We start from the raw sequence: 25,130 nt of genomic DNA, 5'->3' as shown, positions 1-25,130 counted from the left end.
ATGCGGTATTTTCTCGATACGGAATTCAATGGTTTCGGTGGCACGCTGATCAGCGTGGCGCTGGTTCCGGAACATGGCGACCAGGAATTCTACGTTTCCCTGCCGCTGCCGGACGAGATCGAGCCATGGGTCGCGAAGCATGTCATACCCTATCTGCGCCATGTGCCGCCGGGTATCGACCTTGAACTCAATCGTGTGGAGGCCGCCGATCATGTCGCCGCCTATCTGGAAGGCGACAGCGATCCGGTCATCATCGCCGACTGGCCGGAGGATCTCGCTCATTTCTGCGCCTTGCTGGTGACGGGGCCGGGCAAGATGGCGGGCGTGGATTTCGGCCTGCGTCTGGAACTTATCAACGCCGCCGGCTTCAGCGCCGCGGCCAACAGCCGCGTGCCCCACAACGCCCTGCATGACGCGCGTGCGCTGCGCGACTTCTACATGGCGGACTGAGGAACGCCCTTCCGCCCTAGGCGATTGCGCTCCAGCCACCACAGAAGCGCGCTCGCCGCCATCCAGCCGATCCACCACAGCCAAGGGGACGTGCGGTGCCCGGCGGGCGCACTGTCGCTTGGCGATTCGTCCGATGCGCGCAGCAACGTGGCCGTGCGATCCCGCATCTGTCGCGCGATGGCCAGTTCATTGCGGGAATGGATATAGATCATCCGCGCTTGTCCCTTAGCCTCGACCCGGTGAAAGCCTGGCACGCGCGGCCAATATGCGCCGCACCCGTGAACGGGCAACACAATCGCCCTCCCGCCCCCCGGCGCAATCGCGCTCGCCGGACCCGGCAGATGGCATAGCGTCAGCCGCTCGTCCTGCCAGGAGGTGCCGGGATCGAACAATGTCTGGGAAGCCGGCCGCAAAACCGCGTTCAACAGTGCGCTCCACCAGTCATTATGCAGATCGCGCCGGCCAGTCAGGATCAGGCCATAGCTATCGATCGCGGTGAACAGCGCGATGCGTCCCATCCCCGCCTGTCGCCACGCCGCCAGTCCGGCCCCGCCATTATCGTCCAGCAACGGAACGGTGCCGGTTCCGCCGGGCCTTCTATCAAGGCGGCTGATGTCGGGAACCGCGTCGTCGGGCGAGGCGATGTCGGTCGGCCCATCATTGTCGGCAATGCCGTGTCGGGTGCGGGCGACCGCTTCCACCGGAACCGGCGGCAATGCCAGCGGCACCAGCCGGTTCGATCCTTTCAGGTCGAACCCCAACGCCCGCCACTGCCCCATACTGTTCGCCTCTACTGGCCCGGCGGCATGCAGTATTAACCCCATGCCGCTTCGCACGGCAGCCATCAGCGCGCCGCGCGCTGCCGGCCAGACCCGGTTGTCCACGATAGCTGCGTCGAACCGGCCGAGGCTTGCCGCATCCAGGCGGACCGGCGCATCGCCCAGCAAGATGCCGCCGCCGGCGCTGATCTGCGTGGTGACGTCATAGCCGGCGTCGGTCGCCCAGCGGCGCAGAAACTTGACCTCCGCCCCCGGCGCACCAGCCAGGATCAGGAGCTTGGGTGGCTTGACGAGTTCCACCCAGACCGGGACGGACGTTTGATCAATGATGCTGCCTTCCTCGCGCAGGCGCAGTGTGAAGATCGCCGGGCCTGCCACGCGCGCCGTACCCGCAAGCAGGACATGGCCTGCGGCGTCCGCTTCGGCCTGATCTGTGAGGCGTCCCGCGGGATCGATCAATTCGACGCTGCTTCCTCTCGCTGCGGAAACCGTGGCCCCCACTCGGAAACGCGCGCCGGGAGCGACCGCCCCTGGTGGTGAGAGGGCGGTGATACCCGATGGCAGCGGCCCTGGCCTGAAGCGCAATGGGACATCCGGCAGGGCGTCCATGTCACGCGGCGTAAGACCTTGGCCCAGTATTTCAATCGCCTGAACACCCGGCATCCGGCGCAGCGCGGTGCCGAGATCGGGAACCCGTGTTCCGCCGTTGGTCGAGGCCTCGGGCAAGGTGAAGAATGGCTCGTTGCTTCCTGCGGCGATGGACGATGTACCGGCCGTCGCAATCCGCAGCAGGCGCGCGCCATCGCTCCCGGCTGGCGGGAAGAGCGCGCAGTAGAGCAGGGCGCATGTCAGCGGCTGAAGGACCAGCAGCACAGCAAGCCGGAGCGGAGAAGCCCGCCCGGTTTGCGTCGCGCGGCGATGCCACAGCAGCAGCCGAATGCAGGCGACACAAGCAACGATTGCGAGGGTCAAGGCAACAAGATGCTGCATGGTCATGGCTCGCCATCCTGAATCGCGCGCAGATATCGCCGGCCGGACTCATCCGGCGGCGTGCGTCGGGCCGACTGCCCCAGCGGCCGTTCCATGGCCGACCATAGCTGCCTGCGCAGCTTTGCGCGGCAGCCTGCGCAACCCGGCTCCTGACGAACGGCGTCGATCGCCGCGCTGAGCGCCAGCGCGTCCGGCACCCTGCCGGCGTTGGCGCGCACCCATCCGTCCAGCGGACCCAGATCGATCGCGCCAGGGATTACGTCCAGACCCTCGCCCAGCGCGCGCCATGCGGCGGCGGCGGGGCCGTCGTTGCGCTCGACCGGAACCAGCGGCATCGCCCTGCCGGCGATCCCCTCCCGCTTGCCCGTCATCCGCCGGGCGGGGTCGATGGGCGGCAGTTCCGGCCCGACGCGCGACAGGAAGACGCGGGTCGCCTGCTGTACCTCCTTGATGAAGCGGAGCGCCTTGTAGGCATAGGGCAGCGCAAGATCGGGATGGCCGAGCTTCAATTCGCGTTCGGACTGCCACATCTCGTCCACCGCCTGCTTCAAGATCGCCCGCGTTTCCGGGGCCAGGCTGGACGCGGGCGAATCGTCGTGGGGATGGCCGAAATCGGCGAGTACATCTTCCGGCGCGCCAAAGCCGGAGGACGGTGTGGCGGGCGGCCCGCCATGATCATGCCCATCGCCGTCCGCATGGCCATCGCTGGTGGGCAATTGCGGCTCGCCTTCCTCTTCGCCGCCTAGGAACTGGCTGTAACGCCCGCGCAGAATCTGCTGATCGCCGCCGATCGCTGTGGAACGGGCGAGGTAACGGTCCCCCGATAGCGCGCGCCGCTGCTTCACCAGCGCTTCCGCGTCGATGATGATCTGGCGCTGGCTGCGGAAATAAGCCGGCAGGGTGGTGTTGACCATGCCGGTCAAGCCGCTGCTTTCCGGCTGTTTCGCGGAAGGCCAGCGCAAGACCAGGCTGGGGCCGCGCACTTCCTGCGGCGCGGGCGCGCGGTTGTCGCGCACGATGAGCTGCACCACCATGTCTCCCCCGGCGGCAAAACCGAACCGGTCGAAAGTGAGCGAGGGCGCGAAGCGGCGTTCCTTTGCCGAACCAATGCCGTTGATCGGGATTTCCCGTTCGGTGAAACGCACATTTTCGCCTTCACCCATCGCCAGCGTGATCCGCAGCCGCGCAACCGGGGCGACGCCATAATCGTCGGTTGCTGTGAAGACCGGGCTCCAACCACGTTGTCCCGCTTGCACGAAGGTCAGCGATTGCGTGGGACTGACTACCTTGATCTGCGGCGGCGCGTCAGCGATGGCGTCGATGCGGTGGAGCGGGGGCGTTCTGCGCTGCCGGCCTCCCGGATCGACGCGATAGAGGAAAGCTGTGTCCAGCATCCGGCTGGCGACCCAGTCGGCACCGCTGCGGCGAAGCGCTACGGACGCACCGCCCAGCAGGAGGAGGCGAGGGGCCGGGGCCGCAGGATCGAAACGAAGAGTCCACTCGATGCGCGAGCCGTGCGGCGCGCGCGTGTCGAGCGAAGCGGAGTCGCGGACCGGAAGGCTGGTATAGGCCGGGGGGATGATCCGCATATTCTGGGCCACCAGCCGGGGGATGCCGGGGACGACGGGCGTCCCCTCCTGACTAGGCGACAGCGACGGCGCTGAGGCAGGGGACCGCGGCCAGACCAAAGCCGCAATGATGCATAGCATGGCGACAACCGTCACCGCTGCGAGCATCTTGACCGGCCATGGCGGACGCAGATCGCCGGGGCTGCCCTGATCGAGCCGTGCCGCAATGCGGCGGCGCTGAAGGGCCTGGAGCAGCGAGGAGGGCGCAGTATCGGTAAAAAGCAGCGCGCTGCTGTCCTCCAGTTCCGGGCGCGTGCGGTCAAGGATGCGCACCAGCCATGCCAGATCGAACGTCGCCGCGCGTCGACGCGCTATCGCAAGGGCCACCCCGATACCGATGATCGCGATGCCACCTGCCAGGACCGGCCCGACGACGCGCCATGCGACTACGATGATCGCCAGCAGCATGGGCGCGGCGAAGGCTGCGGTTTCCATGGCGCGCTGACGCCGGGCAGGGCCGACCCAGCGGGCATAGAGTGGGTCGGCGTTCACGGCGCTACGCTCCGGCGGCGGCTTGTCGCCAGCCATCGCTCGATGCACAGAACGAGCGCGATCAGGATGGCGACCCACGAACGCAGCGGCCTGGCAGGCTGGTCGTAGGGCCGCGCTCCTGCGAGCGGCACATAGTCCGCTGCCCGCACCGTGCGCGGCGTAGGCGTTTGGGCGAGCATGTCGCGTAGCCTGTCCGGAAAATCCGGTTCCAGCAATATCGGCATATGAGCCGGTTCGAGTGGACGGAAAAAACGCAGCAGGCGGCCTTTACCGATCCGCGATGCTTCTGCGAGGCCTTCTCCCAGCGGATCGCGCCACGTCACCACCTTCTGTCGATCACCCGGCAAGAACGCGTCGTTCGGCACAACCAGCGTGCCGCCCGACCGCGCCCATTGCATGACATCGGCCGGCACCGTGCCGCCGACGAGCCAGAACAAGGCGCGATCCCGCTTCGGTAGCGCCGTCCCAGCAGACGCGACATCGATGTCCGCCGCTTTTCCAGTCGGTTGCCATGCCGATGCAGCCGCGCTGAGATAACGCAAGGCGGGCCGATGCGCGGCGTCATAGCGGATGGTGAGGCGGGGCAGGGCAGGAAGAGCCGTAGTTGGTACGGGCATTCGCCCCGGTGTAATGCGCCATGTCACTGGCCGCGAGAGGCGGACGCGAGCTGCATCCGCGCCTTCCAATATCGACGGCGCAATGATCGTCAGCGGCGTGCCGGCGGGCAGGCTTGCATCCAGTTCCCGGATCAGGCTGGCGACCGGCAGCGGCCCGGCAGGCTGCGTCTCATCGAACCCCGGAAAGCCGGGCGCGAGCCAGTGGGCACGCTGGCCTTCCAGGCTGGTGGCGTCGACCTGCGCACCGGCAATCACCGCCACATAGCGTTTGCTGTTGCCGCTGCCTAACAGTACGGGTTGCGCCAGCCACAATGCAGCCAGCGTGAAGAGCAGCAGGCGGAGCAGCAACAACAGCCATTCGTCGAAGCGAAGGCGGGAACGGGGTTTCGGCTTCTGCCGGAGCCAGCGGAGCGCAGCGAAGTCGGTCGGCCGCTGCTCGCTTTTGCGCGCGATGTGGATGATGAGCGGCAGGATAAGCGCCGCCAACGCCGCCAGCGCGGCAGGGAAAAGCAGGCCGAAGCTCATGCCGCGTCTGCATCGTGCGGCCTGCCGAACAGGCGACGCAGGGGAAGGTCGACCGGTTCGTCGAGCATATGGGCGGCGTGACGGATGCCCAATGCGTCCAGCCTGCGATGCAGCGCCGCCCGCGCTTCCCCGAACCGCGCCAGGAATTCGTCGCGCAGCGAACCGCCGTCTGCCAGCAGCTGCTCGCCTGTTTCGGGATCACGGAAGCGATAGCCGCCATCGAACGGGAAGTCGCGTTCGGCGACGGTGAGCATCTCCACGACCAGAGTTTCGCGCCCTGCGGCCGAGAGTTTTTCGGCCAGGGCGATCACGCCCCCGTCGAAACAGTCGCTCAGCACAATGACCAGGTCCTGCGCCCCGACGCGCTCCCACACCGGCCCGAGATGGTCCTCCGCCGCGAACCCTTGCGCGACGCGCAGCGACAGGAGTTCGAGCAGCAGCCGATCACGCTGCCGCGAACCCGCGGCCGGGGGAAGGAGGGCAAGGCCATCCGATCCCAACCCCATGAAGCCGAACCGGTCGCCTTGCCGCGTCGCCAGTTCTGCTAGCGCAGTCGCGATCGACCGGGCAGCGTCGAGCCTGCTATAATCGGGCCGCGCCGCGTCCGACTGGCCCATGGACGCGCTGAGGTCGATCAGCACCCACACGGCGACAGGACTTTCGCGTTCCGCCTCACGGACGAAGAATTTGTCCGACCGGGCGTAGAGCTTCCAGTCGATCTGGCGCAGTTCGTCGCCGGGTTCATAGGCGCGATACTGGGCGAACTCCAGGCCGGCGCCCCGGCTATGGCTTCGATGCAGGCCCAGGCCATGCGACCCCACCGCCCGCCGCGTGACGAGGCTCAGCCCGCGAAGGCGACTGCGTACGTCAGGAGGGAGCAGGTCGACCATCGCGCCGCGATCAGGCCAGCGGAACCGCGCAGACCAGGGCCGCAACGACGTCGTCCGCACTGCGGCCCTCCGCTTCGGCGGCAAAGGACAGCAGCAGGCGGTGCCGCATGACAGGGGCGGCGAGCGCGGCTATGTCTTCGCGGGTGGCGGCAAGACGGCCGTGCAGCAGAGCGCGCGCCTTGGCACAGAGGATCAGCGCCTGTCCCGCGCGCGGCCCCGCGCCCCATTTCACATATTTGCGGATGTCGTCCGGCGCGCCGTCGCCCGGCCGGCTGGCCCGCACGATGCGCGTGACCCAGGCAAGCAGATCGTCGCTCAGATGCACGTCGCGGACCAGTTTTTGCAGCGCCAGCACTTCCTCCCCGCCCATCACGGCGGGAACGGCGCCCGCGCTGGCGCCGGTCGTCTGCCCCAGGATCGCGCGCTCCTCTTCCTCGGTCGGGTAATCGACGCGGACGTGCAGAAGGAATCGGTCGAGCTGCGCTTCGGGCAGCGGGTAGGTGCCTGCCTGCTCCAGCGGGTTCTGCGTCGCCAGCACGAAGAAAGGCGCGGGCAGGCGATGGGTCACGCCGCCATAGCTGACCGTCTTTTCCTGCATGGCTTCGAGCAGCGCGGCCTGCGTCTTGGGCGGGGTGCGGTTGAGTTCGTCGGCCAGCAGCAGGTTGGTGAAGACCGGGCCTTGCTGGAACCGGAAGCTGCGGTGGCCGGTGCCATGATCCTCCTCCAGCAATTCGGTGCCCAATATGTCGCTGGGCATCAGGTCGGGGGTGAACTGGACGCGATGGAAATCGAGCTTCAGCGCCTCGCCAAGCGATCGGACCAGCAACGTCTTGCCAAGGCCCGGCACGCCTTCCAGCAGGCAATGGCCGCCGGCCAGCAGTCCGATCAACAGTTGCTCGACCACATCGGCCTGTCCGACGATCGCCTGTCCGATCGCGGCTTTCAGGTCGCCAAGGCGCGCAAGGCGGCTCTGGATGTCGGCTTCGGTAAGATCGGTCATGTGCTGGTCCCTTGCTGGGCGAATGCGGAGATGGGAACGCCGTCAGACCGACAGCGCATACATCACGATATTGACCGCGAACTTCGTATTGTCCTCGGCCAGGAAGCGCTTGTTGCGCCAGTCATAATCCCACTCGCAGCCATAATCCTTGTTGCTGTAGAGCACGCCCAGCCGTCCGTTCACCTCTATCCCCTTGAGATATTCGTGGACGAGATCGTCGCCCCAGCCGTTCAGTTCCAGCGCGGTGTTGGGCGGCCCGTCGAATTTGAAGAAGCTGCGATAGATGCCGTGGGTCTTGGGCAGTTCCTTCAGCGCCCTGGGGCCGAATATCTTCGCCATCTGCGCCTCGAAGGATCGGGCGAACAGGCCGTCGATGTCATGGTTACAATCGTCCACCATGACGAACCCGCCGTTTCGCACATAGCGTTCGAAGTTGCGCCGCTCGGCCGGGGAAAACTCCACGAGCTTATGCCCCGCCATGTAGCAGAAGGGAGCGGTCAACATTTTCGGGTCTGACAGGGGGACGACATGCTCCTTCGGATCGACCCGCAGCGTGGTGTAGTCGATCAGCGAGGTGATGATGTTGGACGGCGCGCGCTGATCGACGTCCCAGTCGCCCGAGTCATAGCGCAGGCGCGTAAACCGGAAGTCGTAGCCTTCGGCTGCGGAGAGTGGCCGGGGGAGCATCGCGCCCGCCAGACCACCCGCCATCAGCCGAAGAAATTCGCCCCGTGTCATTCTGTCGCGATCGGCCTCACACCGCGTCGGAAAGCGAGGTGAAGGTGAAATCGCGCAGCTTCATGGGCGGGACGACCATTGCCGTGTCGCCCTCGTCACTCTTCACCCGCACCGGCTTGCCGAATTCCTCGACATTGTTGAGCATGATGACCGGGCTTTCGTTGAAGCGGAAATTCTTGATCGGATATTTCAGCTGCCCGTTCTCGATATAGAAGGTGCCGTCGCGGGTCAGGCCAGTCAGCAGCACCGTCTGCGGATCGACCATGCGGATGTACCAGGTGCGCGATACCAATATGCCGCGTTCGGTCGAGCGGATTAGGTCCGCGGTGGATTTCGTGCCGCCTTCCATGATGATGTTGCCGAACTGCGCCTGTTCGGGCTTGCCCTGCTTCTGCGCCCAGTAGCGGCTGTAGTTCATCGTCATCAGCTTGCCGTTCTGGATGATCGGCATCTTCTTGCGGGGCAGGCCTTCCTCGTCCCAGGGATAGACCGCCGCGCCGGGATAGGCGGGGTCGGTGAACATGTTGACCTGCGGTCCATAGACCTGCTCGCCCAGCTTGTTGCCGCCGCCTTTCTTGGACAGGAAGCTGCGCCCTTCGTCGGCCGATCGGGCGTCGAAGAAATACATCATGAACGTGATGAGACCGGCGGCTGCGGCCGGTTCCAGGATCACGGTATATTTGCCCGGCTCCAGCGCTTGCGCGCCGGCTGAAGCGCTGGCCTTGCGCATGGCGATGCGGATGTCCTCGCCCGCGTTGAACTGCGCGACGTCCTGCACATTATGGCCGACCCAGCCCGACCCGCGCCCGTCCTCGGTTCGGACGGTGCAGGTATAGTCGGAGCTGGTCGATGTCTGATACCCGTAATTACCCTTGCTGTTGAGGAAGGCGACGAAGCCGGCCTGATCCTCGAGATAGCCGGCCGCGACCAGCTTTTCCGCGCGGCAGGGTGCGATCGAATCGGACGCGACCTTGGCGCGATAGGCGGGCGTGATGCCGGCCGTCGACGCGCTGAACGTGTCGGTCTTCATGTAGCTCTGCTTGGGCACCGCGGGCATGAATTCCGGATTTTCCGGCGCCAGCTTCGCCAGCTCCTCCGCGCGGCGGACCGCGCGTTCGAGCGCGGCGTCATCGAACTGGTTGATGGTGGCGATGCCGACACGCTTGCCGAACGCCACCTGCACCTGAAGCTGGATGTCGTCGGTCAGGCCGGCGGTCGACACGTCGTTGCGCGCGAAGCGGACGTTGCCACGCGTGCTGCCGGTCAGCTGGGCAGTGCATTCGTCCGCCTTGGAAAAGCCCACGACCTTGGTCAAAATCGCCTTGGCCTGCGCTTCGGGAAGGATGCTCATATTTTCTATCTCCTAACGCGTATCAGCCGAGCGTGCGGGCGGTGTTGATGACGTTGATGCCGTTGAAGCGCGCCGTCGACGACCCGTGCGACACGGCGGAAACCTGCGCGGGCTGGCCCTTGCCGTCGAAGAAGGAACCGCCCAGGCGATAGTCGCTGGCGTCGCAGACACCGGCGCAGGCGTTCCAGAATTCCGGCGTGCGGATCTGGTAGGCGACATCCTCGATCTGCTGGGTGATCTTGCCGTTCTTGATCTCGTAGAAGAGCTGGCCGCCGAACTGGGCGTTATAGCGCTGCTGGTCGATCGAGAAGCTGCCGTCACCGATGATGTAGATGCCGTCCTCGACATTGGCGATCATGTCGGCAACGCTCATCTTCTGCTTGCCGGGTTCCAGGCTGACATTCGCCATGCGCTGGAACTGCACGTTGGACCAGCTGTCGGCGTAGCAGCAGCCGTCCGATGCCTTCTTGCCTTCGATATGGGCCTGGTCGCGGATCGCCTGATAGCCGACCAGCTTGCCGTCGCGGATCAGATCCCACTTCTTGGTCTTTACGCCTTCATCGTCATAGGCGACCGCACCCAGGCTGCCCTGCTGCGTCTTGTCGGCGACGATGTTCACCTTGTCGCTGCCATATTGGAAATGGGTCTGCAGCTTGTCCATCGTGGCAAAACTGGTGCCGGCATAATTGGCTTCGTAGCCTAGCACGCGGTCCAGTTCGAGCGGGTGGCCAACCGACTCGTGGATGGTGAGCCAGGTGTGCGACGGGTCGAGCACGAGGTCGTACTTGCCCGGCTTGACGGAGGTGGCCTTGATCTTTGCCTGCGCCTGTTTGGCGGCGGCGATCGCATCTTCCTTCATGTCGTAGCTGTTGCCGTAGACGGTGACGCCATTGGGCAGCACGGTCTTGCCGCTGGCCGCGCCGTCCAGATATTCAAAGCCCATGCCCATTGGCGCGGAGAGGCCTTCGCGCACGCGGAACTTGCCGCTCGCCTTGTCGACGGCGGTGACTTCCATCGGGGCCCAGATGCGGTGCACGTCCTGGTCGATGTAGCTGCCGTCGGTGCTGGCGAAATATTTCTGCTCGTTCACCAGGAACAGGATGGAGCGGATGAAGCTCGCCCCCGCGTCCATGGCGGCGGCGTTCACGCCCATCAGCAGGTCGACCTTGTCCTTGATCGGCACCGTCATGCTGTTCTTGACGAGCGGGGTGCGCCAGCTGACCTCGCCAACGCCGGGGGTAGGGGCGAGCTGCACCGGGGCGCTCTGGCCGGGGGCGTTCGCCTTCGCGATGGCGACGGCCTGGGCTGCGGCCTTGGCCACCGCTTCCTTGGTCAGCTCGTTGGTGGCGGCAAAGCCCCATGCGCCGTCCGCGATGACCCGGATGCCGACGCCGGTCGATTCGGCGTTGACGATGTTTTCCACATTGCGTTCGCGCGTGATGACGAACTGGCGCAGGTAGCGGCCGACCCGGACGTCGCAGTAGGTCGCCCCCGCACCCTTCGCGCTGTTGAGCGCGGCGTCGGCCAGGCTCTTCTTCAGCGCGCCGTCGATGGCGCTGCTCAATTCTTCCGCGGCGATGACGCGCCCGAACATCGAAGGGAGGACGAATCCTCCCACGCCCGCAGCGCCAAGGGCCAGAAAATCGCGTCTATGCAAGGGTGGTCTCCTGCCTGAGCAAGCCCGCGCGAAGCGGGTCGATGATGTCGAAGCCATGGCCGGACGGCCGCTTCGGCTTATTGCGGTGCGGCTGAGCGCCGACCCGGTTGATGGGCGCGATCATTGCCGCGCGGCAGGGCGCGGTCAAACAACTTTTACGTTTGCGCAAAAGCGGTTCCCGCTCTTTCGACAAATGTCATCTGTCGAAAATGTCTCGCCAATGTCCGGCCGGCACGGGCGCACGAAAATGGCGGAGCGACAATGTCGTCCCGCTTCACAAAGGCCGCGATTTGAATAAGAAATTGGTCGGGGAAAGAGGATTCGAACCTCCGGCCCCTGCCTCCCGAAGACAGTGCTCTACCAGGCTGAGCTATTCCCCGACCGTGCCGAAACCGCTTTTTGGGGCGGCCCCGTAAGGCAGGAGTGCGCCTATAGAGACGGCGTTACGCACTGGCAAGCGGGCAATATGCACTTTTTTGACGCATCGGTCACAATAGGCCTGCTTCCCTAAAGCTGAACCGTTCCTTCCCGCTTGCGATGACATGGTCGGCCAGCCGGATGTCGAGCGGACGGAGGCTGCGCAGCAGCGCGCGGGTGAAGAGGATGTCGTTGGGCAAGGGCGTCGGCGTTCCGCGTCCTGGCCGCTGCTGGATCAGCGCCACCCAGCTGCCTTCGTCATGCACCAATCGGCTCACTATATCGGACCAGCCCATGGCAAGCGGCAGCAGGGTTCGTACCCGCCACTCCGCGTCCAACGTCGCGATAGCCAGGAGAGAAGACGCCGACATGGCGGGATAGTGGGAGGGCGCCGGCGCAGTCCGCCACAGCGATCCTGTCCATATCGGCGAGGCCGCTGCAGAGATGCCCCCACAATGAAGCAAGCTTGGCCGAACCGACTCGGCTGGGCTAGATATCGGCGACAGACTCGCAGCCGCAGGATCCGCCTTGACCGACATGCTTTCCGCGCAAACGCCACATTATGAGCAGCAATATCTCAACCTGATGCGGCATATCTGGCGGCATGGCGACGAGCGGATCGACCGTACGGGCGTAGGAACTCGATCGATCCTGGGCGCGACGATGCGCTTTTCGATGGCCGACGGGGCTGTGCCGCTGCTGACGACCAAGCGGGTCTATTGGAAGGTCGCGGCCCGCGAGATGCTGTGGTTTCTGACCGGCGACACCAATATCCGGAAATTGGTGCGGCAGGGGGTCCATATCTGGACCGACTGGCCGCTCGACGCCTATCGCCGGGCAACGGGCGAGGTAATCGACCGGGACGCGTTTGAGGCGCGGATTATTGAAGATGCGGATTTCGCCGCGCGCTGGGGCGATCTTGGTCCGGTCTATGGCGCGCAATGGGTGAACTGGCCGATCTATGAGCCGGCGGGAGAGGGGCTGTATCGACGGGCCGACCAAGGGCGGAACCAGATCGCCGAGCTGGTCGATGCCATCCGCGCGACTCCGGGATCGCGGCGGCTGCTGTTCACAGGCTGGAATGTCGCGGAAGTGCCGAACATGGCGCTGCCGCCCTGTCATATGACCTATCAGTTCCAGGTCGCGAATGGAAAGCTCAACGGCCTGCTGTTCCAGCGCAGCTGCGACCTGGGGCTGGGCTTCGCCTTCAACATCTTTGGCCTTTCGATGCTGACCCGGATGCTGGCGCAGCAAACCGACCTGGAGCCGGGCGAGGTCGTCTGGCAGGGGGGTGACGTTCACCTCTATCTGAACCATGCCGAGTTGGTGGAGGAGCAGATCGGGCGCGTGCCGGCCGGCGCGCCAAAGCTCCGGATCAATCGGCGGCCTTCGAGCATTTTCGATTATCGGATCGAGGATTTCGAGGTGGTGGATTATGCCCCCCAGGCGCATATTTCCGCGCCTGTCGCGGTATGATGCGACAGTAAAAGCGACAACAAAATAGACAGCCAATTCGCAATAAGCGGGAACGGGCTTGCCTCCGACAGCGTTGAAATATAATATCCGCTTCAAGCAATATTATTGCAATGCACCATAGGAGCCAGGATGAGCGACCCCACTGGGTTCGAAAGCGCGGGAGACGAGGCGGGCCGCAACCTGCCGCCCTTGCGACTGCATGTGCCGGAGCCGCCCGCGCGCCCCGGCGAAAGCGCCGACTTCACGCATTTCGACATACCGCCTGCGGGCGCTCAGGCGCGCCCTGACGAAGCGGCGCAGCCTGCCGACATGCGCGACCTGGCCTACGGCTTGGTGCGTGTGCTGAATGAGGAAGGGCAGGCGGTCGGACCCTGGAATCCCAAGCTGCCGCCCGAAACGCTGCTGCGGATGCTGCGCTATATGGCGCTGACCCGCGCGTTTGACGGGCGGATGTTCCGTGCCCAGCGCCAGGGCAAGACCAGCTTCTACATGAAGTCTACGGGCGAGGAGGCGGTATCGATCGGCGCGGCGCTGGCCCTGTCGCGCGACGACATGTGTTTCCCCAGCTACCGCCAGCAGGGCATATTGATCGCGCGCGACTGGCCGCTCGTCGACATGATGAATCAGATCTATTCCAACAAGGGCGACCGGCTGAAGGGCCGCCAGCTGCCGATCATGTATTCGGCGCGGGAGGCAGGCTTCTTCTCCATTTCCGGCAACCTCACGACCCAATATCCGCAGGCGGTCGGCTGGGCGATGGCGAGCGCGGCGAAAGGCGACACGCGGATCGCCGCGACCTGGTGCGGAGAGGGATCGACAGCGGAGGGCGACTTTCATTCGGCCTGCACCTTCGCCAGCGTCTATCGCGCGCCGGTGATCATGAATGTCGTGAACAATCAATGGGCTATAAGCAGTTTTTCAGGATTTGCGGGAGCCGAATCGACGACCTTCGCGGCGCGGGCGATCGGTTACGGAATCGCGGGTCTCAGGGTAGACGGCAACGACGCGCTGGCGGTCTATGCCGCGACGCGCTGGGCGGCGGACCGCGCGCGCGCCAACGGTGGGCCGACGCTGATCGAGCATTTTACCTATCGCGTCGAAGGGCACAGCACCTCCGACGATCCGAGCGCCTATCGCTCGGCCGAGGAGAGCAGCCAATGGCCGCTGGGCGATCCGATCAACCGGCTGAAACAGCATTGCATCGCACTAGGCATCTGGGACGAAGACCGGCACGCGGCGATGGACAAGGAACTGGCCGAACTGGTCCGCGACGCCGCGCGCGAGGCGGAGAAGAACGGCATATTGGGCCATGGCCTGCACCATCCGATGGAATCGATGTTCGAGGATGTATTCGAGGAGATGCCCTGGCACCTCCGGGAGCAGAAACAGCAGATGCTGGACGAATGGAAGGCGGCGGGGCTTTGAGAGGTGCGCTTTTCGCCCTCTCCCCTCGGGGGAGAGGATATCGCAGCTTGCCAGCTTGCTGGCTAGCGGAGGTTGGTGAGGGGACGGTTTACGCGCGACGTATCGCCATTCCCCCTCTCCCAGCTCCGACTAGGCGGCAAGCCGCCAAGTCTTCGCAACCCTCTCCCCCGAGGGGCGAGGGGAGGATCGCAGCATGACTGAAACCACCCAGATGAACATGATCCAGGCGATCAACAGCGCGCTGGACGTGATGATGGACCGCGACCCCGATGTTGTCGTGATGGGGGAGGATGTCGGCTATTTCGGCGGGGTGTTCCGCGCGACTGCGGGACTCCAGCAGAAATATGGCAAGAACCGCGTGTTCGACACGCCGATCACCGAATGTGGAATCATCGGCGTTGCGGTGGGCATGGGAGCCTACGGCCTGCGCCCGGTGCCGGAAATCCAGTTTGCCGACTATATCTATCCCGCGCTGGATCAGCTGGTGAGCGAAGCGGCGCGGCTGCGCTATCGCTCGGCCGGTGAATTTATATCGCCGATGACGGTGCGGTCTCCCTTCGGCGGCGGCATCTTCGGCGGGCAGACGCACAGCCAGTCGCCCGAAGGCATCTTCACCCATGTGTCGGGCGTGAAGACGGTGATCCCGTCCACGCCCTATGACGCCAAGGGGCTGCTGATCGCGGCGATCGAAGATAACGATCCGGTCATCTTCTTCGAACCCAAGCGCATCTATAACGGCCCGTTCGACGGCCATTACGACACGCCGGCAAAGAGCTGGGCGGGGCATCCCCAAGCGCAAGTGCCGACCGGCCATTTTCGCGTTCCGCTGGGCAAGGCGCGGATCGCGCGGGCCGGCGAGGCGCTGACCGTCCTTTGCTACGGCACGATGGTGCATGTGGTCGAGAATAGCGTCGCGGCCATGGGCGTGGATGCGGAGGTGATCGACCTGCGCACGCTCGTCCCGCTGGACATCGAGACGATCGAGGCGTCGGTGCGGAAGACCGGCCGTTGCCTGATCGTTCATGAGGCGACACGGACGAGCGGGTTCGGCGCTGAGTTGCTCGCCCAGGTGCAGGAACGCTGCTTCTATCATCTCGAAGCGCCGATCGAGCGCGTCACCGGCTTCGACACGCCCTATCCGCACAGCCTGGAATGGGCCTATTTCCCTGGCCCGGTGCGCATCCGCGAAGCCATTACCAAGATCATGAAGGATTAAGGCGTCATGGCGCTGTTCACATTCAAGCTGCCGGACATCGGCGAAGGCATTTCGGAGGCCGAGATCGTCGGCTGGCACGTCAAGGTGGGCGACCGGGTGGAAGAGGACCAGCCGATCGCCGACATGATGACCGACAAGGCAACGGTCGAGATGGAAAGCCCGGTCGCGGGTACGGTCGTTCGCCTCGCCGGCGAGCCGGGCGATCAGGTGCCGATCGGGTCGATGCTGGTCGAGATCGAGATCGAGGTCGAGGGGCAGGGCGAGGTCGCTGCCGCGCCGCCGCCGAGTGACGAGACGATCGAAGCGGAAACGCCGGGAGAGGTGGTGATCGAGGATAACATCCCCAACTCCGTTCGCCCTGAGCCTGTCGAAGGGCCTTCCTTTTCTGCTGCGCTGGTTCAGGAACAAGAAGCAGGCTTCGACAGGCTCAGCCCGAACGGGGATGAGAGTGATGCCCCCGTTCTCGCCTCGCCTGCCGTGCGGGCGCGGGCGAAGGAGTTGGGCATCGATCTGGCGCAGGTGAAACCCAGCGGCGACCGCATCCGCCATGCCGATCTCGACGCCTATCTGCTTTACGGATCGGGGCAGGGATATGGCCCTGCCGGGCGTTCCGCGCGGCGAGCCGACGAGACGGTCAAGGTCATCGGCATGCGCCGCCGCATCGCCGAGAATATGGCGGCGTCCAAGCGGCACATCCCGCACTTCACCTATGTCGAGGAGATCGACGTCACCGCGCTGGAGGAATTGCGCGAACAATTGAACGCCGAGCGCGGCGAGCGGCCAAAGCTCACCATGCTGCCGCTGCTGATCGTCGCAATCTGCAGGACACTGCCCGAATTTCCGATGTTGAACGCCCGCTATGATGATGAGGCTGGGGTCGTGACGCGGCATGGATCGGTGCATCTGGGGCTGGCGACGCAGACCGATGCGGGCCTGATGGTTCCGGTGATCCGCGACGCGCAGGACCGGAACATCTGGCAGCTGGCGAGCGAAATCCGTCGGCTGGCCGAGGCCGCGCGGACCGGCAAGGCGAAGTCGGAGGAATTGTCGGGATCGACGCTGACCCTCACGTCGCTGGGGCCGCTTGGCGGCATTGCGACCACGCCGGTCATCAACCGGCCCGAAGTCGCGATCATCGGCCCCAACCGCGTCGTCGAGCGGCCCGTGTTTCGCGGCAAGGAAGTCGTCGCGGCGAAGCTGATGAACCTGTCGATCAGCTGCGACCATCGCGTGGTGGATGGCTGGGACGCGGCGAGCTTCGTGCAGGCGGTGAAGAAGCGGCTGGAAGCGCCGGCCTTCCTGTTCGTCAATTAAGGGTTAACGCAGCGTCGTGCGGTAACTGAAGCGCCCGGTCTGTCCCGGATGCGCCGGGTCGGGCAGGAGCCAGCGGATATGCGTCACATCCTCCGCCACCGCGCGGCGGACGCCGCCAAGGGGGGTGGGTAGCCAGATGTGGTCGAACCGATCCCAGTGTGCGCCGCCGTCCACGGAAATTTCCAGGTCCGGCGCGTTCAGGTCGGGCGCGGCCCCGCGCAAGGTGGCGCGGCTAACGGCGAAGCTGCGGATGGGATGCATCCCCTCGTTCCTCCAGTTGAGCACCATGACCACCCGGTCGCCGGGAGCGGGGCGGGCGGCGATCGCCAATGTCCTGCGCGCACGGCCGTTGATATCGGTCGTGACCTTCTCTACGAACATCTGCGTGTCGAGCCGGATGGCGGCCGGCGCGGTCTCCGCCCGTGCCATTCCCGCCGCGCCCAGTGCGGCCAGCGCCAGCAGCGCCTTCTTCATGCTTGTCCCCGTTTCATAACCCTGCCGTTCCATAGCTCGGGCGTGACGAATAATTGGTTAAGGCGGCATTTTCCTTCCTGGCTCGAACGCGAGAGCATTGGAAATTGACGCTGCCGCGCGGGCGTCGCACACCTGACGGAATGAACGGGAATCAGCCGAGCGGCAGTGATCTGCAGGAGATAAACCGCCGGCGCGACCGGCTGCTGGCATCAATCGCCCTGACGTCGGGGATCGGCCTCGCCCTGGCCATTCCCTTCGCCTTGCGGGCCGGGGCGGAATTCTTCCTGCCGCTGACGGCCGCGCTGGTGATCGCCATCGCGCTGGTGCCGCTGCTGGAATGGATGGAGCGTCGCGGGCTACCGTCCGGGCTGGCGGCGCTTATGGCGCTGGTCGGCTTCCTGCTGGTCGCGAACACGGCGCTGGTGCTGATCGTGGTGCCGGCGACCGACTGGTTCCGTATCCTGCCCCAACGCCTGCCGCAGATTCAGGCTAATCTTGCGCCGGTGATCGATTTCTATGCCAACCTCCAGCGCTTCGTCGACGAAACGGTGCAGATGCTGGCCAGCGGGCCAGTCGCGGCGGCGCAGGCCTCCGCCGTCGACGCACCCCGATCGCTGCTCCAGTTCGCCGCCACCTCCGCGCCGGCCGCGATCATTCAGATGGTGTTCGCGCTGCTGATCATCTATTTCTTTCTTGCCGGATGGACACGCCTGCGCCGCCGCACGATCAACAGCCGGGGCAGTTTCGACGGGGCGATGGCCGTTGCGCGCGTGATCCAGAATGTCGTGGACGCGACATCGGCCTATGTCATCACCATCGCAGTCATCAACAGTTGCCTCGGGCTGGCGGTGGCCATCGCGCTCTGGATCATCGGCATGCCGTCACCCCTGATGTGGGGCGGTATCGTCGCCTTGCTGAACTTCGTACCCTATTTCGGGCCGATGCTGGCGGCTGTGCTGCTGGCGCTGGGCGGGCTGATGGTGTTCGACGATGTCTATGTGGCGTTGATGCCCGCCGCCCTGCAGGTGGGTTTCCATCTGGTCGAGGCGAACGTCATCACGCCGATGCTGCTCGGCCGGCGGCTGACGATGAACCCGCTGCTGATTCTGGTGTCGCTGACCTTCTGGGGATGGGTGTGGGGAACGCCGGGCGCACTGCTGGGCGTGCCACTGCTCATCATCATCCAGACGGTCGTGGCGGCCGCGGGAACGCCCGATATCGCCGGTTTCCTGTTCGAGCAGGGGACGCTAACTGTGCCCCGGCGCAAAGAAAATGACGAGAAAGAAGAAAGCGGTGTTACGGACGGTTGACAGCCCCGTCCGACGCTCATAGACGGCGCTTCCACACCGAACGCGGGTGTAGCTCAGTTGGTTAGAGTGCCGGCCTGTCACGCCGGAGGTCGCGGGTTCGAGCCCCGTCACTCGCGCCACTTTCCTTGAAGGAAGGTGGGTTTGGTTGGTTTAAGGAGACGCATCCTCCAGCGGCTGTAAAGCCCGAAGCGATGCCGCCCATGCGCGGGTGTAGCTCAGTTGGTTAGAGTGCCGGCCTGTCACGCCGGAGGTCGCGGGTTCGAGCCCCGTCACTCGCGCCACTTCCTTCATGGAAAGGAAGTGATCATGTCCCGGTCATGCCGCCCCTTAGCGCCAGCGCCCCGTTTCCATCCAGGCAAGCAGTCGCTTGAGCGGCAAGACCCAGATCCAGACGATCCCCAGCACCACATAGACCGGCACCTGAATCCACATCGGCAACGCGCCGATGAAGGGCGACAGGCTGCCCACCATCACCGCCCAGAGCAGGATCAGCACGACGATCGTGAGCATGCCCGCCGGTTTGCGCCAGCTTGGCTGGTGATAATGGCGCGGGTCGATGCTCACAGCTCCGGTCCTTCGATCAGTTCGACTTCGGTCAGGATCGAGTCGAGCGGCAGATCCCATGGATCGGCGGGCACGGTCTCCAGTTCCTGCGCCGACCAGGCGATGCCCACGCGCAGCGCGTCGGGATAGCGGGCGAAGGCGCGATCATAATAGCCGCCGCCCTGGCCCAGCCGGTTCATCCCCCGATCGAAGGCGACCAGCGGGGCAAAGATCACATCGGGCGTGACCGGCCCGTCGCCGGGATCGGGATGGCTGGTGCGGAAAGGTCCGGGCAGCAACGGGGCGTCCGGTTGCCAGAGCAGGAAATCCATGCTCCCCAGCCGGTCGAGCACACGCGGCAGGGCGAGCGCCTTGCCAATCGCCTGCAATTGCGCGGCGAGTCGCTGGGCCGGCGCCTCGTCTTCCAGCCCGACATAGAGGGCGACGATCCGCGCCCCCTCCATCTGCCGGGCGAGGGGAGAGGGCACCGCCTTGAACGCCAACCGGTGCGCCAGCGGATCGAGCGTCGATACGAAGGCGCGCCGCCTGTCTCGCGCCAGCGCGCGCAGGGCGTTCTTGTCCGATATGATGCTCTGGTCGGTCATCGAGTGTCCGGGCGGCTGGAGGCGGGAAGGGTGACGGGACCGCCTCGGTCGTTTGCTGGAAAATCCTCTGACGCCTCAACGTCAGGTGGGGACCATGTAGATCGGGCCGGAACCCGCCCAGGGACAGCCCCCTTGGATGTGATTATCGCCTCAGGGATGTTCGCTAAAGCTCGTGCCGCGCAGTGCCCGTCAGGGGCCAATCTAGGCGTCCGCGACGCCATCGGCAAGGCGCTCCCGCAGCTTTTCTATCCGGTCGGCCAGCGCCTCTATCGCGCGCGCATCATCCTCATCCCCGTCGAGCGGCAGTTGCGCCTGCCGACCCGCCGTTTCGCGACGAAGATCGTTCAGTTCGTCAGCCAGGAAAAGCGCCGCGAACAGCAGCGTACGCACTTCCGTAAGGCCAGGCGTCGCCTGCTGCGCGCGCCGCGCCTTTTGCTCGATCATCGCGGCGAGCTGGGCCAGGTGCATCTCCTCTCCGTCGCGGCAGCGGATCGGATAGTGGCGGCCCGCGATCTGAAGTTCGGTCTCAGCCATGCGTCCGTGCCTTCAACGTGTCGATGAGGTCATCGAGCGATTGCAGTGCGGCCCGCGCCGCCGTGCGGTCGATATCGTTGGAGGGCGGATTGGAGGGCGCCTTCTGAAGGCGGATCACATCCTGTTCAAGCCGGCTCACCGCACGCTCCAGCGTGCCGATCGCCTGCATCATGCGGTCGCTTGCCATCGCCCTTGCATAGACCAACTCGGTCCCGCGCAAAAGCGCTCTTTGCCGCGATTTCCCCGCTTTGGGACGCAAGGGGCAGGCGCGCGGTTGACGCATCGGGCCTGACGCGACAAAGGAGGCGCGACTTCGATTCGTCCCGCTCGCGCGGGTTGCGCCGCCATCCCTGATCAGGAAAGACGACTGTCGCCGATGCCCGTATCCGAAAAATCGCTCGCCAACGCCATTCGCGCCCTGTCCATGGACGCGGTGCAGGCTGCCAACAGCGGCCATCCGGGGATGCCGATGGGAATGGCGGACGTGGCGACGGTGCTGTTCGGCGACTATTTGAAATTCGATCCGACCGCGCCCAAATGGGCCGACCGCGACCGCTTCGTCCTGTCGGCCGGCCATGGATCGATGCTGATCTACAGCCTGCTGCACCTGACCGGCTATGCGCGGCCGACGATGGACGACATCCGCAACTTCCGTCAGCTGCACAGCCCCTGCGCGGGTCATCCGGAGAATTTCGAGCTGGCGGGCGTCGAGGCGACCACCGGGCCGCTGGGATCGGGACTTTCCACGGCCGTCGGCATGGCAATCGCGGAACGCCACCTCAACGCCCAGTTCGGCGACGACCTGGTGGATCACCGCACCTGGGTGGTCGCCGGCGACGGCTGCCTGATGGAAGGCATCAATCATGAGGCGATCGGCCTTGCCGGCCATCTGAAGCTCGGCCGACTGATCGTCCTGTGGGACGACAACAAGATCACCATCGACGGCGCGGTCGATCTGTCGAGCAGCGAAGATGTGCGCGCTCGCTATGAAGCGACCGGCTGGCATGTCGTGTCGTGCGACGGTCATGACGTCGCCGACGTGCGTCGGGCTATCGATGAGGCGCTGGCCGATCCGCGGCCCAGCCTGATCGCCTGCGCCACCAAGATCGGCTATGGCGCGCCCAACAAGGCGGGCACGTCCGGCGTCCACGGTTCCGCGCTGGGCGAGGCTGAAGTCGCCGCCGCGCGCGAATATCTGGGTTGGAGCGCCGAGCCTTTCGTCATTCCTGAGGATGTCGCCGCCGCCTGGAAGGGCATCGGCGCTAAAGGCGCGGATGTTCGCGCTGCGTGGGATGGCCGCCTGGCAAGCAACGAGAAGGCCGCGGAATTCTCTCGCCGTATGGCCGGCGAACTGCCCGCTGATTTCTCGCTCGACGCCTATATCGACGGTCTGATCGCCGCGCCGCAGAAGGTCGCGACCCGCAAGGCGAGCGAACTGGCGCTGGGCGCGATCAACGACCTGCTGCCCGAAACACTGGGCGGTTCGGCGGACCTAACCGGCTCCAACAACACCAAGACGAAATCGACCGGCCCGCTTACTGCCGACGATTATAGCGGCCGCTATGTCTATTATGGCATTCGCGAATTCGGCATGGCCTGCGCGATGAACGGCATGGCCCTGCATGGCGGTGTCATCCCCTATGGCGGCACCTTCCTTGTCTTTTCGGATTATATGCGCGCGGGCATCCGCCTTGCCGCACTTCAGCAGCAGCGCGTCATCCATGTGCTGACCCATGACAGCATCGGCCTGGGCGAGGACGGCCCGACCCACCAGCCGATCGAGCATGTCATGTCGCTGCGCATGATCCCGAACCTCGACGTCTATCGCCCCGCCGATGTGGTCGAGACGGCGGAATGCTGGGAACTGGCGCTCAAGGACGCGAACGGCCCTTCAGTGCTGGCGCTCACCCGCCAGAACCTGCCTCAATTGCGTACGGAAAAGTCGGAAAATCTCTGCGCGAAGGGTGGCTATCGCCTCGTCGCCGCGACCGCCGAGCGCAAGGTGGTGCTGATCGCCACCGGGTCCGAGGTGGAGATCGCCGTCGCCACCGCGAAGCTGCTGGAAGAGCAGGGCGTCGGCGCAGACGTCGTGTCCATGCCGAGCTGGGCGCATTTCGAGGCGCAGCCGCAAGCCTATAAGGACGATCTGCTGCCGCATCATGTGCTGCGCGCCTCGATCGAGGCGGGGACGACTTTCGGCTGGGAGCGCTACACCGGCATCGCCGGCCTGCGGTTCGGCATCGACAGCTTTGGCGCATCGGCCCCGGCCGAGGCCCTGTACGACCATTTCGGCCTGACCGCCGCGAAAATCGCGCCGCAGATCGCGGCCGCCCTCAACAACTGACCGATCATCAACACCTAGGAGGCTAGTGCAGTGGCAACGAAGGTAGCAATCAACGGTTTCGGACGCATCGGCCGCCTGGTGGCGCGCGCCATCCTCTCTCGCACCGATCATGACCTGGAACTGGTCAGCATCAACGATCTGGGCGACGCCAAGTCCAACGCGCTGCTCTTCAAGCGCGACTCCGTGCATGGCAACTGGCCCGGAGAAGTCAGCGTGGATGGAGACGCGCTGGTGATCGACGGCAAGCGCATCGCCGTCACGGCCGAGCGTGACCCCGCGAACTTGCCCCATGCGGCGCAGGGCGTGGACATCGCGCTGGAATGCACCGGCATCTTCGCGGACAAGGGGAAGGCGAGCGCGCACCTGACCGCTGGCGCCAAGCGCGTCGTCATCTCGGCGCCCGCGACCGGCGTAGACAAGACCGTGGTGTTCGGCGTCAACCATGACAGCCTGACCGCCGACGACATCGTGATCTCGAACGCGAGCTGCACCACCAACTGCCTCGCCCCGCTGGCGAAAGTCCTCCATGATGCCCTTGGCATCGAAAAGGGCTTCATGACCACGATCCACAGCTACACCAACGACCAGAACACGCTGGACCAGCTGCACAAGGACATGCGCCGCGCCCGCGCTGCCGCCCTGTCGATGATTCCCACCACCACCGGCGCTGCCCGCGCGGTCGGTGAGGTTCTGCCCGAACTCAAGGGCAAGCTGGACGGGTCGTCAGTGCGCGTTCCGACGCCGAACGTGTCGGTCGTGGACCTCAAATTCATCGCCAAGAAGGCGACGACCAAGGACGAAGTGAACGGCCTGCTCAAGGCTGCGTCGGAAGCGGGTCCGCTCAAGGGCGTGCTCGGCTATTCGGACGAGCCTTTGGTGTCGATCGACTATAATGGCGACGCGCGCAGCTCGACCGTCGACAGCCTTGAAACCGCCGTGATCGACGGCACGCTGGTCCGCGTGCTGAGCTGGTACGACAATGAATGGGGCTTCTCGAACCGCATGATCGACACCACAGGTGTCATGGCGAAGTTCCTGTAAAAGCCCGATTTCCCCGCCGGCCACCCGGCGGGGATTTTCTTGCCGCCCGGACATAGTAGACATACAGGGGAAGACGTATGGCCAAGCCGTTCAAGACAATCGATGACATGGGCGACATCGCCGGCAAGGTCGTGCTGGTGCGCGAAGATCTGAATGTGCCGATGCAGGACGGATCGGTCAGCGACGACACCCGCTTGCGCGCGGCGATGCCGACCGTGCTGGAACTGGCCGACCGCGGCGCGAAGGTGCTGATCCTGGCGCATTTCGGCCGGCCCAAGGGGCAGAAGAACCCGGAATATTCACTGTCGAAGATCACCCGGCCCTTGTCAGCCGTGCTGGGCCGAGAAGTGCAGTTCATCCCCGACTGCCAGGGCGAAGCGGCGGTGGACGGCATCAAGGTGATGCGCGGCGGCGACATCGCCATCCTGGAAAATACCCGTTTCCATGCCGGCGAGGAAAAGAACGACCCGGCCTTGGTAGAGGCGATGGCGGCGATCGGCGACCTCTACGTCAACGACGCCTTCTCCGCCGCGCATCGCGCGCACGCCTCGACGGAAGGGCTGGCGCACAAGCTGCCCGCCTTTGCCGGCCGGTCGATGGAAAAGGAACTGGACGCCCTGCAGGCGGCGCTGGGCCAGCCCGTGACGCCGGTCGCTGCGGTTGTGGGAGGCGCGAAAGTTTCGACCAAGCTCGACGTACTCAACAACCTCGTCGCCAAGGTCGATCACCTGATCATCGGCGGCGGCATGGCCAACACCTTTCTCTACGCGCGCGGGGTGGATGTGGGCAAGTCGCTGTGCGAAAAGGATCTTAGCGAGACCGCCGAGGCGATCTTCGACAAGGCGGAAGCGGCGGGCTGCACGATCCACTTGCCCTATGACGTGGTCGTCGCGAAGGAGTTCGCCGCCAATCCCCCGTCCGTGCGGACATGCAACGTGCATGAGGTCGCGGAAGACGAAATGATCCTGGATGTCGGCCCCGCCGCTGTCGAGGCGCTGGGCGACGCGCTCAAGAATTGCCGCACTCTCGTGTGGAACGGCCCACTGGGCGCGTTCGAGATCGCGCCGTTCGACGCCGCCACGGTGGCGCTGGCCAAGACCGCGGCAGCGCTGACCAAAGAAGGACAGTTGACGTCGGTGGCCGGTGGCGGCGATACCGTTGCGGCACTCAACCACGCCGGCGTGGCTGCGGACTTCAGTTTCGTGTCCACCGCTGGCGGCGCCTTCCTGGAATGGATGGAAGGCAAGGAACTGCCGGGGGTCAAGGCGCTAGAAGCCTGACGCCCGAACCGGGCCTCCGCCGCCTTTTGGAGAG

23 protein-coding genes and 3 tRNA genes are annotated in these 25,130 nt (G+C 65.2%); 11 read left to right on the top strand and 15 right to left on the bottom strand.

Annotated features, from left to right (window positions below; all coding sequences use genetic code 11):
• Positions 1-450 (top strand): hypothetical protein, encoded by a 450-nt coding sequence (locus ACFQ24_RS13450; RefSeq protein WP_380911992.1) that lies wholly within the window; start codon positions 1-3, stop codon positions 448-450.
• On the opposite strand, the gene ACFQ24_RS13445 is transcribed toward ACFQ24_RS13450, so the two are convergent.
• The 10 genes from ACFQ24_RS13445 to ACFQ24_RS13400 all read right to left on the bottom strand — a co-directional run bounded on the left by ACFQ24_RS13445 (position 435) and on the right by ACFQ24_RS13400 (position 11,905).
• Positions 435-2,225, bottom strand: coding sequence for a carboxypeptidase regulatory-like domain-containing protein (locus ACFQ24_RS13445; RefSeq protein WP_380911990.1), 1,791 nt, complete (start codon positions 2,223-2,225; stop codon positions 435-437). The genes ACFQ24_RS13450 and ACFQ24_RS13445 overlap by 16 nt on opposite strands.
• Positions 2,222-4,339 (bottom strand): DUF4175 domain-containing protein, encoded by a 2,118-nt coding sequence (locus ACFQ24_RS13440; protein ID WP_380911988.1) that lies wholly within the window; start codon positions 4,337-4,339, stop codon positions 2,222-2,224. Before ACFQ24_RS13440 ends, ACFQ24_RS13445 begins: the two co-directional genes overlap by 4 nt.
• Positions 4,336-5,481 (bottom strand): BatA domain-containing protein, encoded by a 1,146-nt coding sequence (locus tag ACFQ24_RS13435; RefSeq protein WP_380911987.1) that lies wholly within the window; start codon positions 5,479-5,481, stop codon positions 4,336-4,338. The genes ACFQ24_RS13440 and ACFQ24_RS13435 overlap by 4 nt, the downstream gene beginning before the upstream one ends.
• A complete protein-coding gene (locus ACFQ24_RS13430) occupies positions 5,478-6,371 on the bottom strand; it encodes a DUF58 domain-containing protein (protein WP_380911985.1) in 894 nt (297 codons plus the stop codon). The genes ACFQ24_RS13435 and ACFQ24_RS13430 overlap by 4 nt, the downstream gene beginning before the upstream one ends.
• A 10-nt stretch (positions 6,372-6,381) precedes the next feature.
• Positions 6,382-7,371, bottom strand: coding sequence for an AAA family ATPase (locus tag ACFQ24_RS13425; protein ID WP_380911983.1), 990 nt, complete (start codon positions 7,369-7,371; stop codon positions 6,382-6,384).
• 42 nt (positions 7,372-7,413) lie between these two features.
• Entirely contained in the window at positions 7,414-8,109 is a 696-nt protein-coding gene (locus tag ACFQ24_RS13420) for a DUF4159 domain-containing protein (RefSeq protein ID WP_380911981.1), read from the bottom strand.
• Positions 8,110-8,125: 16 nt separating this feature from the next.
• Positions 8,126-9,460 carry a TldD/PmbA family protein gene (locus tag ACFQ24_RS13415; RefSeq protein ID WP_380911980.1) on the bottom strand — a complete coding sequence of 445 codons (1,335 nt, stop codon included), beginning with the start codon at positions 9,458-9,460 and terminating at the stop codon, positions 8,126-8,128.
• A gap of 22 nt (positions 9,461-9,482) precedes the next feature.
• Complete coding sequence (locus ACFQ24_RS13410) at positions 9,483-11,117, bottom strand: TldD/PmbA family protein (protein WP_380911979.1); 1,635 nt, start codon at positions 11,115-11,117, stop codon at positions 9,483-9,485.
• 303 nt (positions 11,118-11,420) lie between these two features.
• Positions 11,421-11,497, bottom strand: a tRNA-Pro gene (locus tag ACFQ24_RS13405).
• Between the two features lie 108 nt (positions 11,498-11,605).
• Complete coding sequence (locus tag ACFQ24_RS13400) at positions 11,606-11,905, bottom strand: JAB domain-containing protein (protein ID WP_380911977.1); 300 nt, start codon at positions 11,903-11,905, stop codon at positions 11,606-11,608.
• A 166-nt stretch (positions 11,906-12,071) separates the two neighbouring features.
• On the opposite strand from ACFQ24_RS13400, the gene thyA reads away from it, so the two are divergent.
• The 4 genes from thyA (at position 12,072) to ACFQ24_RS13380 (ending at position 16,965) form a co-directional block, all read left to right on the top strand.
• Positions 12,072-13,010 carry a thymidylate synthase gene (gene thyA / locus ACFQ24_RS13395; protein WP_380912040.1) on the top strand — a complete coding sequence of 313 codons (939 nt, stop codon included), beginning with the start codon at positions 12,072-12,074 and terminating at the stop codon, positions 13,008-13,010.
• A 129-nt stretch (positions 13,011-13,139) separates the two neighbouring features.
• A complete protein-coding gene (locus ACFQ24_RS13390) occupies positions 13,140-14,435 on the top strand; it encodes a 3-methyl-2-oxobutanoate dehydrogenase (2-methylpropanoyl-transferring) subunit alpha (protein WP_380911975.1) in 1,296 nt (431 codons plus the stop codon).
• A gap of 211 nt (positions 14,436-14,646) precedes the next feature.
• A complete protein-coding gene (locus ACFQ24_RS13385; protein ID WP_380912038.1) occupies positions 14,647-15,651 on the top strand; it encodes an alpha-ketoacid dehydrogenase subunit beta in 1,005 nt (334 codons plus the stop codon).
• Between the two features lie 6 nt (positions 15,652-15,657).
• Positions 15,658-16,965, top strand: a complete 1,308-nt coding sequence (locus ACFQ24_RS13380; RefSeq protein WP_380911973.1) for a dihydrolipoamide acetyltransferase family protein — start codon at positions 15,658-15,660, stop codon at positions 16,963-16,965.
• A gap of 3 nt (positions 16,966-16,968) precedes the next feature.
• Here the strand turns inward: ACFQ24_RS13380 and ACFQ24_RS13375 are convergent, their stop codons facing one another.
• A complete protein-coding gene (locus ACFQ24_RS13375; protein WP_380911971.1) occupies positions 16,969-17,439 on the bottom strand; it encodes a hypothetical protein in 471 nt (156 codons plus the stop codon).
• 140 nt (positions 17,440-17,579) lie between these two features.
• Here ACFQ24_RS13375 and ACFQ24_RS13370 point away from each other — a divergent pair, with 140 nt between their 5' ends.
• From ACFQ24_RS13370 to ACFQ24_RS13360, 3 genes are all read left to right on the top strand, one after another.
• Positions 17,580-18,749 (top strand): AI-2E family transporter, encoded by a 1,170-nt coding sequence (locus ACFQ24_RS13370; RefSeq protein ID WP_380911969.1) that lies wholly within the window; start codon positions 17,580-17,582, stop codon positions 18,747-18,749.
• Positions 18,750-18,791: 42 nt separating this feature from the next.
• Positions 18,792-18,868, top strand: a tRNA-Asp gene (locus ACFQ24_RS13365).
• Between the two features lie 85 nt (positions 18,869-18,953).
• Positions 18,954-19,030: transfer RNA gene (locus tag ACFQ24_RS13360), tRNA-Asp, on the top strand.
• Positions 19,031-19,076: 46 nt separating this feature from the next.
• Here the strand turns inward: ACFQ24_RS13360 and ACFQ24_RS13355 are convergent.
• From ACFQ24_RS13355 to ACFQ24_RS13340, 4 genes are all read right to left on the bottom strand, one after another.
• On the bottom strand, positions 19,077-19,313 hold the full coding sequence (locus ACFQ24_RS13355) for a DUF2842 domain-containing protein (protein WP_380911967.1): 237 nt from the start codon (positions 19,311-19,313) through the stop codon (positions 19,077-19,079).
• Positions 19,310-19,897, bottom strand: a complete 588-nt coding sequence (locus ACFQ24_RS13350) for a 5-formyltetrahydrofolate cyclo-ligase (protein ID WP_380911966.1) — start codon at positions 19,895-19,897, stop codon at positions 19,310-19,312. The genes ACFQ24_RS13355 and ACFQ24_RS13350 overlap by 4 nt, the downstream gene beginning before the upstream one ends.
• Before the next feature lie 201 nt (positions 19,898-20,098).
• The gene (locus ACFQ24_RS13345) at positions 20,099-20,431 is read right to left on the bottom strand and encodes a cell division protein ZapA (protein WP_380911964.1); all 333 of its coding nucleotides are present in this window, start codon (positions 20,429-20,431) and stop codon (positions 20,099-20,101) included.
• A complete protein-coding gene (locus ACFQ24_RS13340; protein WP_380911962.1) occupies positions 20,424-20,618 on the bottom strand; it encodes a hypothetical protein in 195 nt (64 codons plus the stop codon). Before ACFQ24_RS13340 ends, ACFQ24_RS13345 begins: the two co-directional genes overlap by 8 nt.
• Positions 20,619-20,807: 189 nt before the next feature.
• Between ACFQ24_RS13340 and tkt the strand changes: the two genes are divergently transcribed.
• The 3 genes from tkt (at position 20,808) to ACFQ24_RS13325 (ending at position 25,096) form a co-directional block, all read left to right on the top strand.
• On the top strand, positions 20,808-22,775 hold the full coding sequence (gene tkt / locus ACFQ24_RS13335) for a transketolase (RefSeq protein WP_380911960.1): 1,968 nt from the start codon (positions 20,808-20,810) through the stop codon (positions 22,773-22,775).
• 30 nt (positions 22,776-22,805) lie between these two features.
• Positions 22,806-23,816 (top strand): type I glyceraldehyde-3-phosphate dehydrogenase, encoded by a 1,011-nt coding sequence (gene gap / locus ACFQ24_RS13330; protein ID WP_380911958.1) that lies wholly within the window; start codon positions 22,806-22,808, stop codon positions 23,814-23,816.
• A 77-nt stretch (positions 23,817-23,893) separates the two neighbouring features.
• The gene (locus tag ACFQ24_RS13325) at positions 23,894-25,096 is read left to right on the top strand and encodes a phosphoglycerate kinase (RefSeq protein WP_380911956.1); all 1,203 of its coding nucleotides are present in this window, start codon (positions 23,894-23,896) and stop codon (positions 25,094-25,096) included.
• The last annotated feature ends 34 nt before the right edge of the window (positions 25,097-25,130 follow it).

This window comes from Sphingobium olei (genome assembly GCF_042678845.1).
Taxonomy (GTDB): Bacteria; Pseudomonadota; Alphaproteobacteria; order Sphingomonadales; family Sphingomonadaceae; genus Sphingobium; species Sphingobium olei.
The sequence above is the reverse complement of the archived record's forward strand: the minus strand, read 5'-3'. Positions and strand labels throughout refer to the sequence as shown.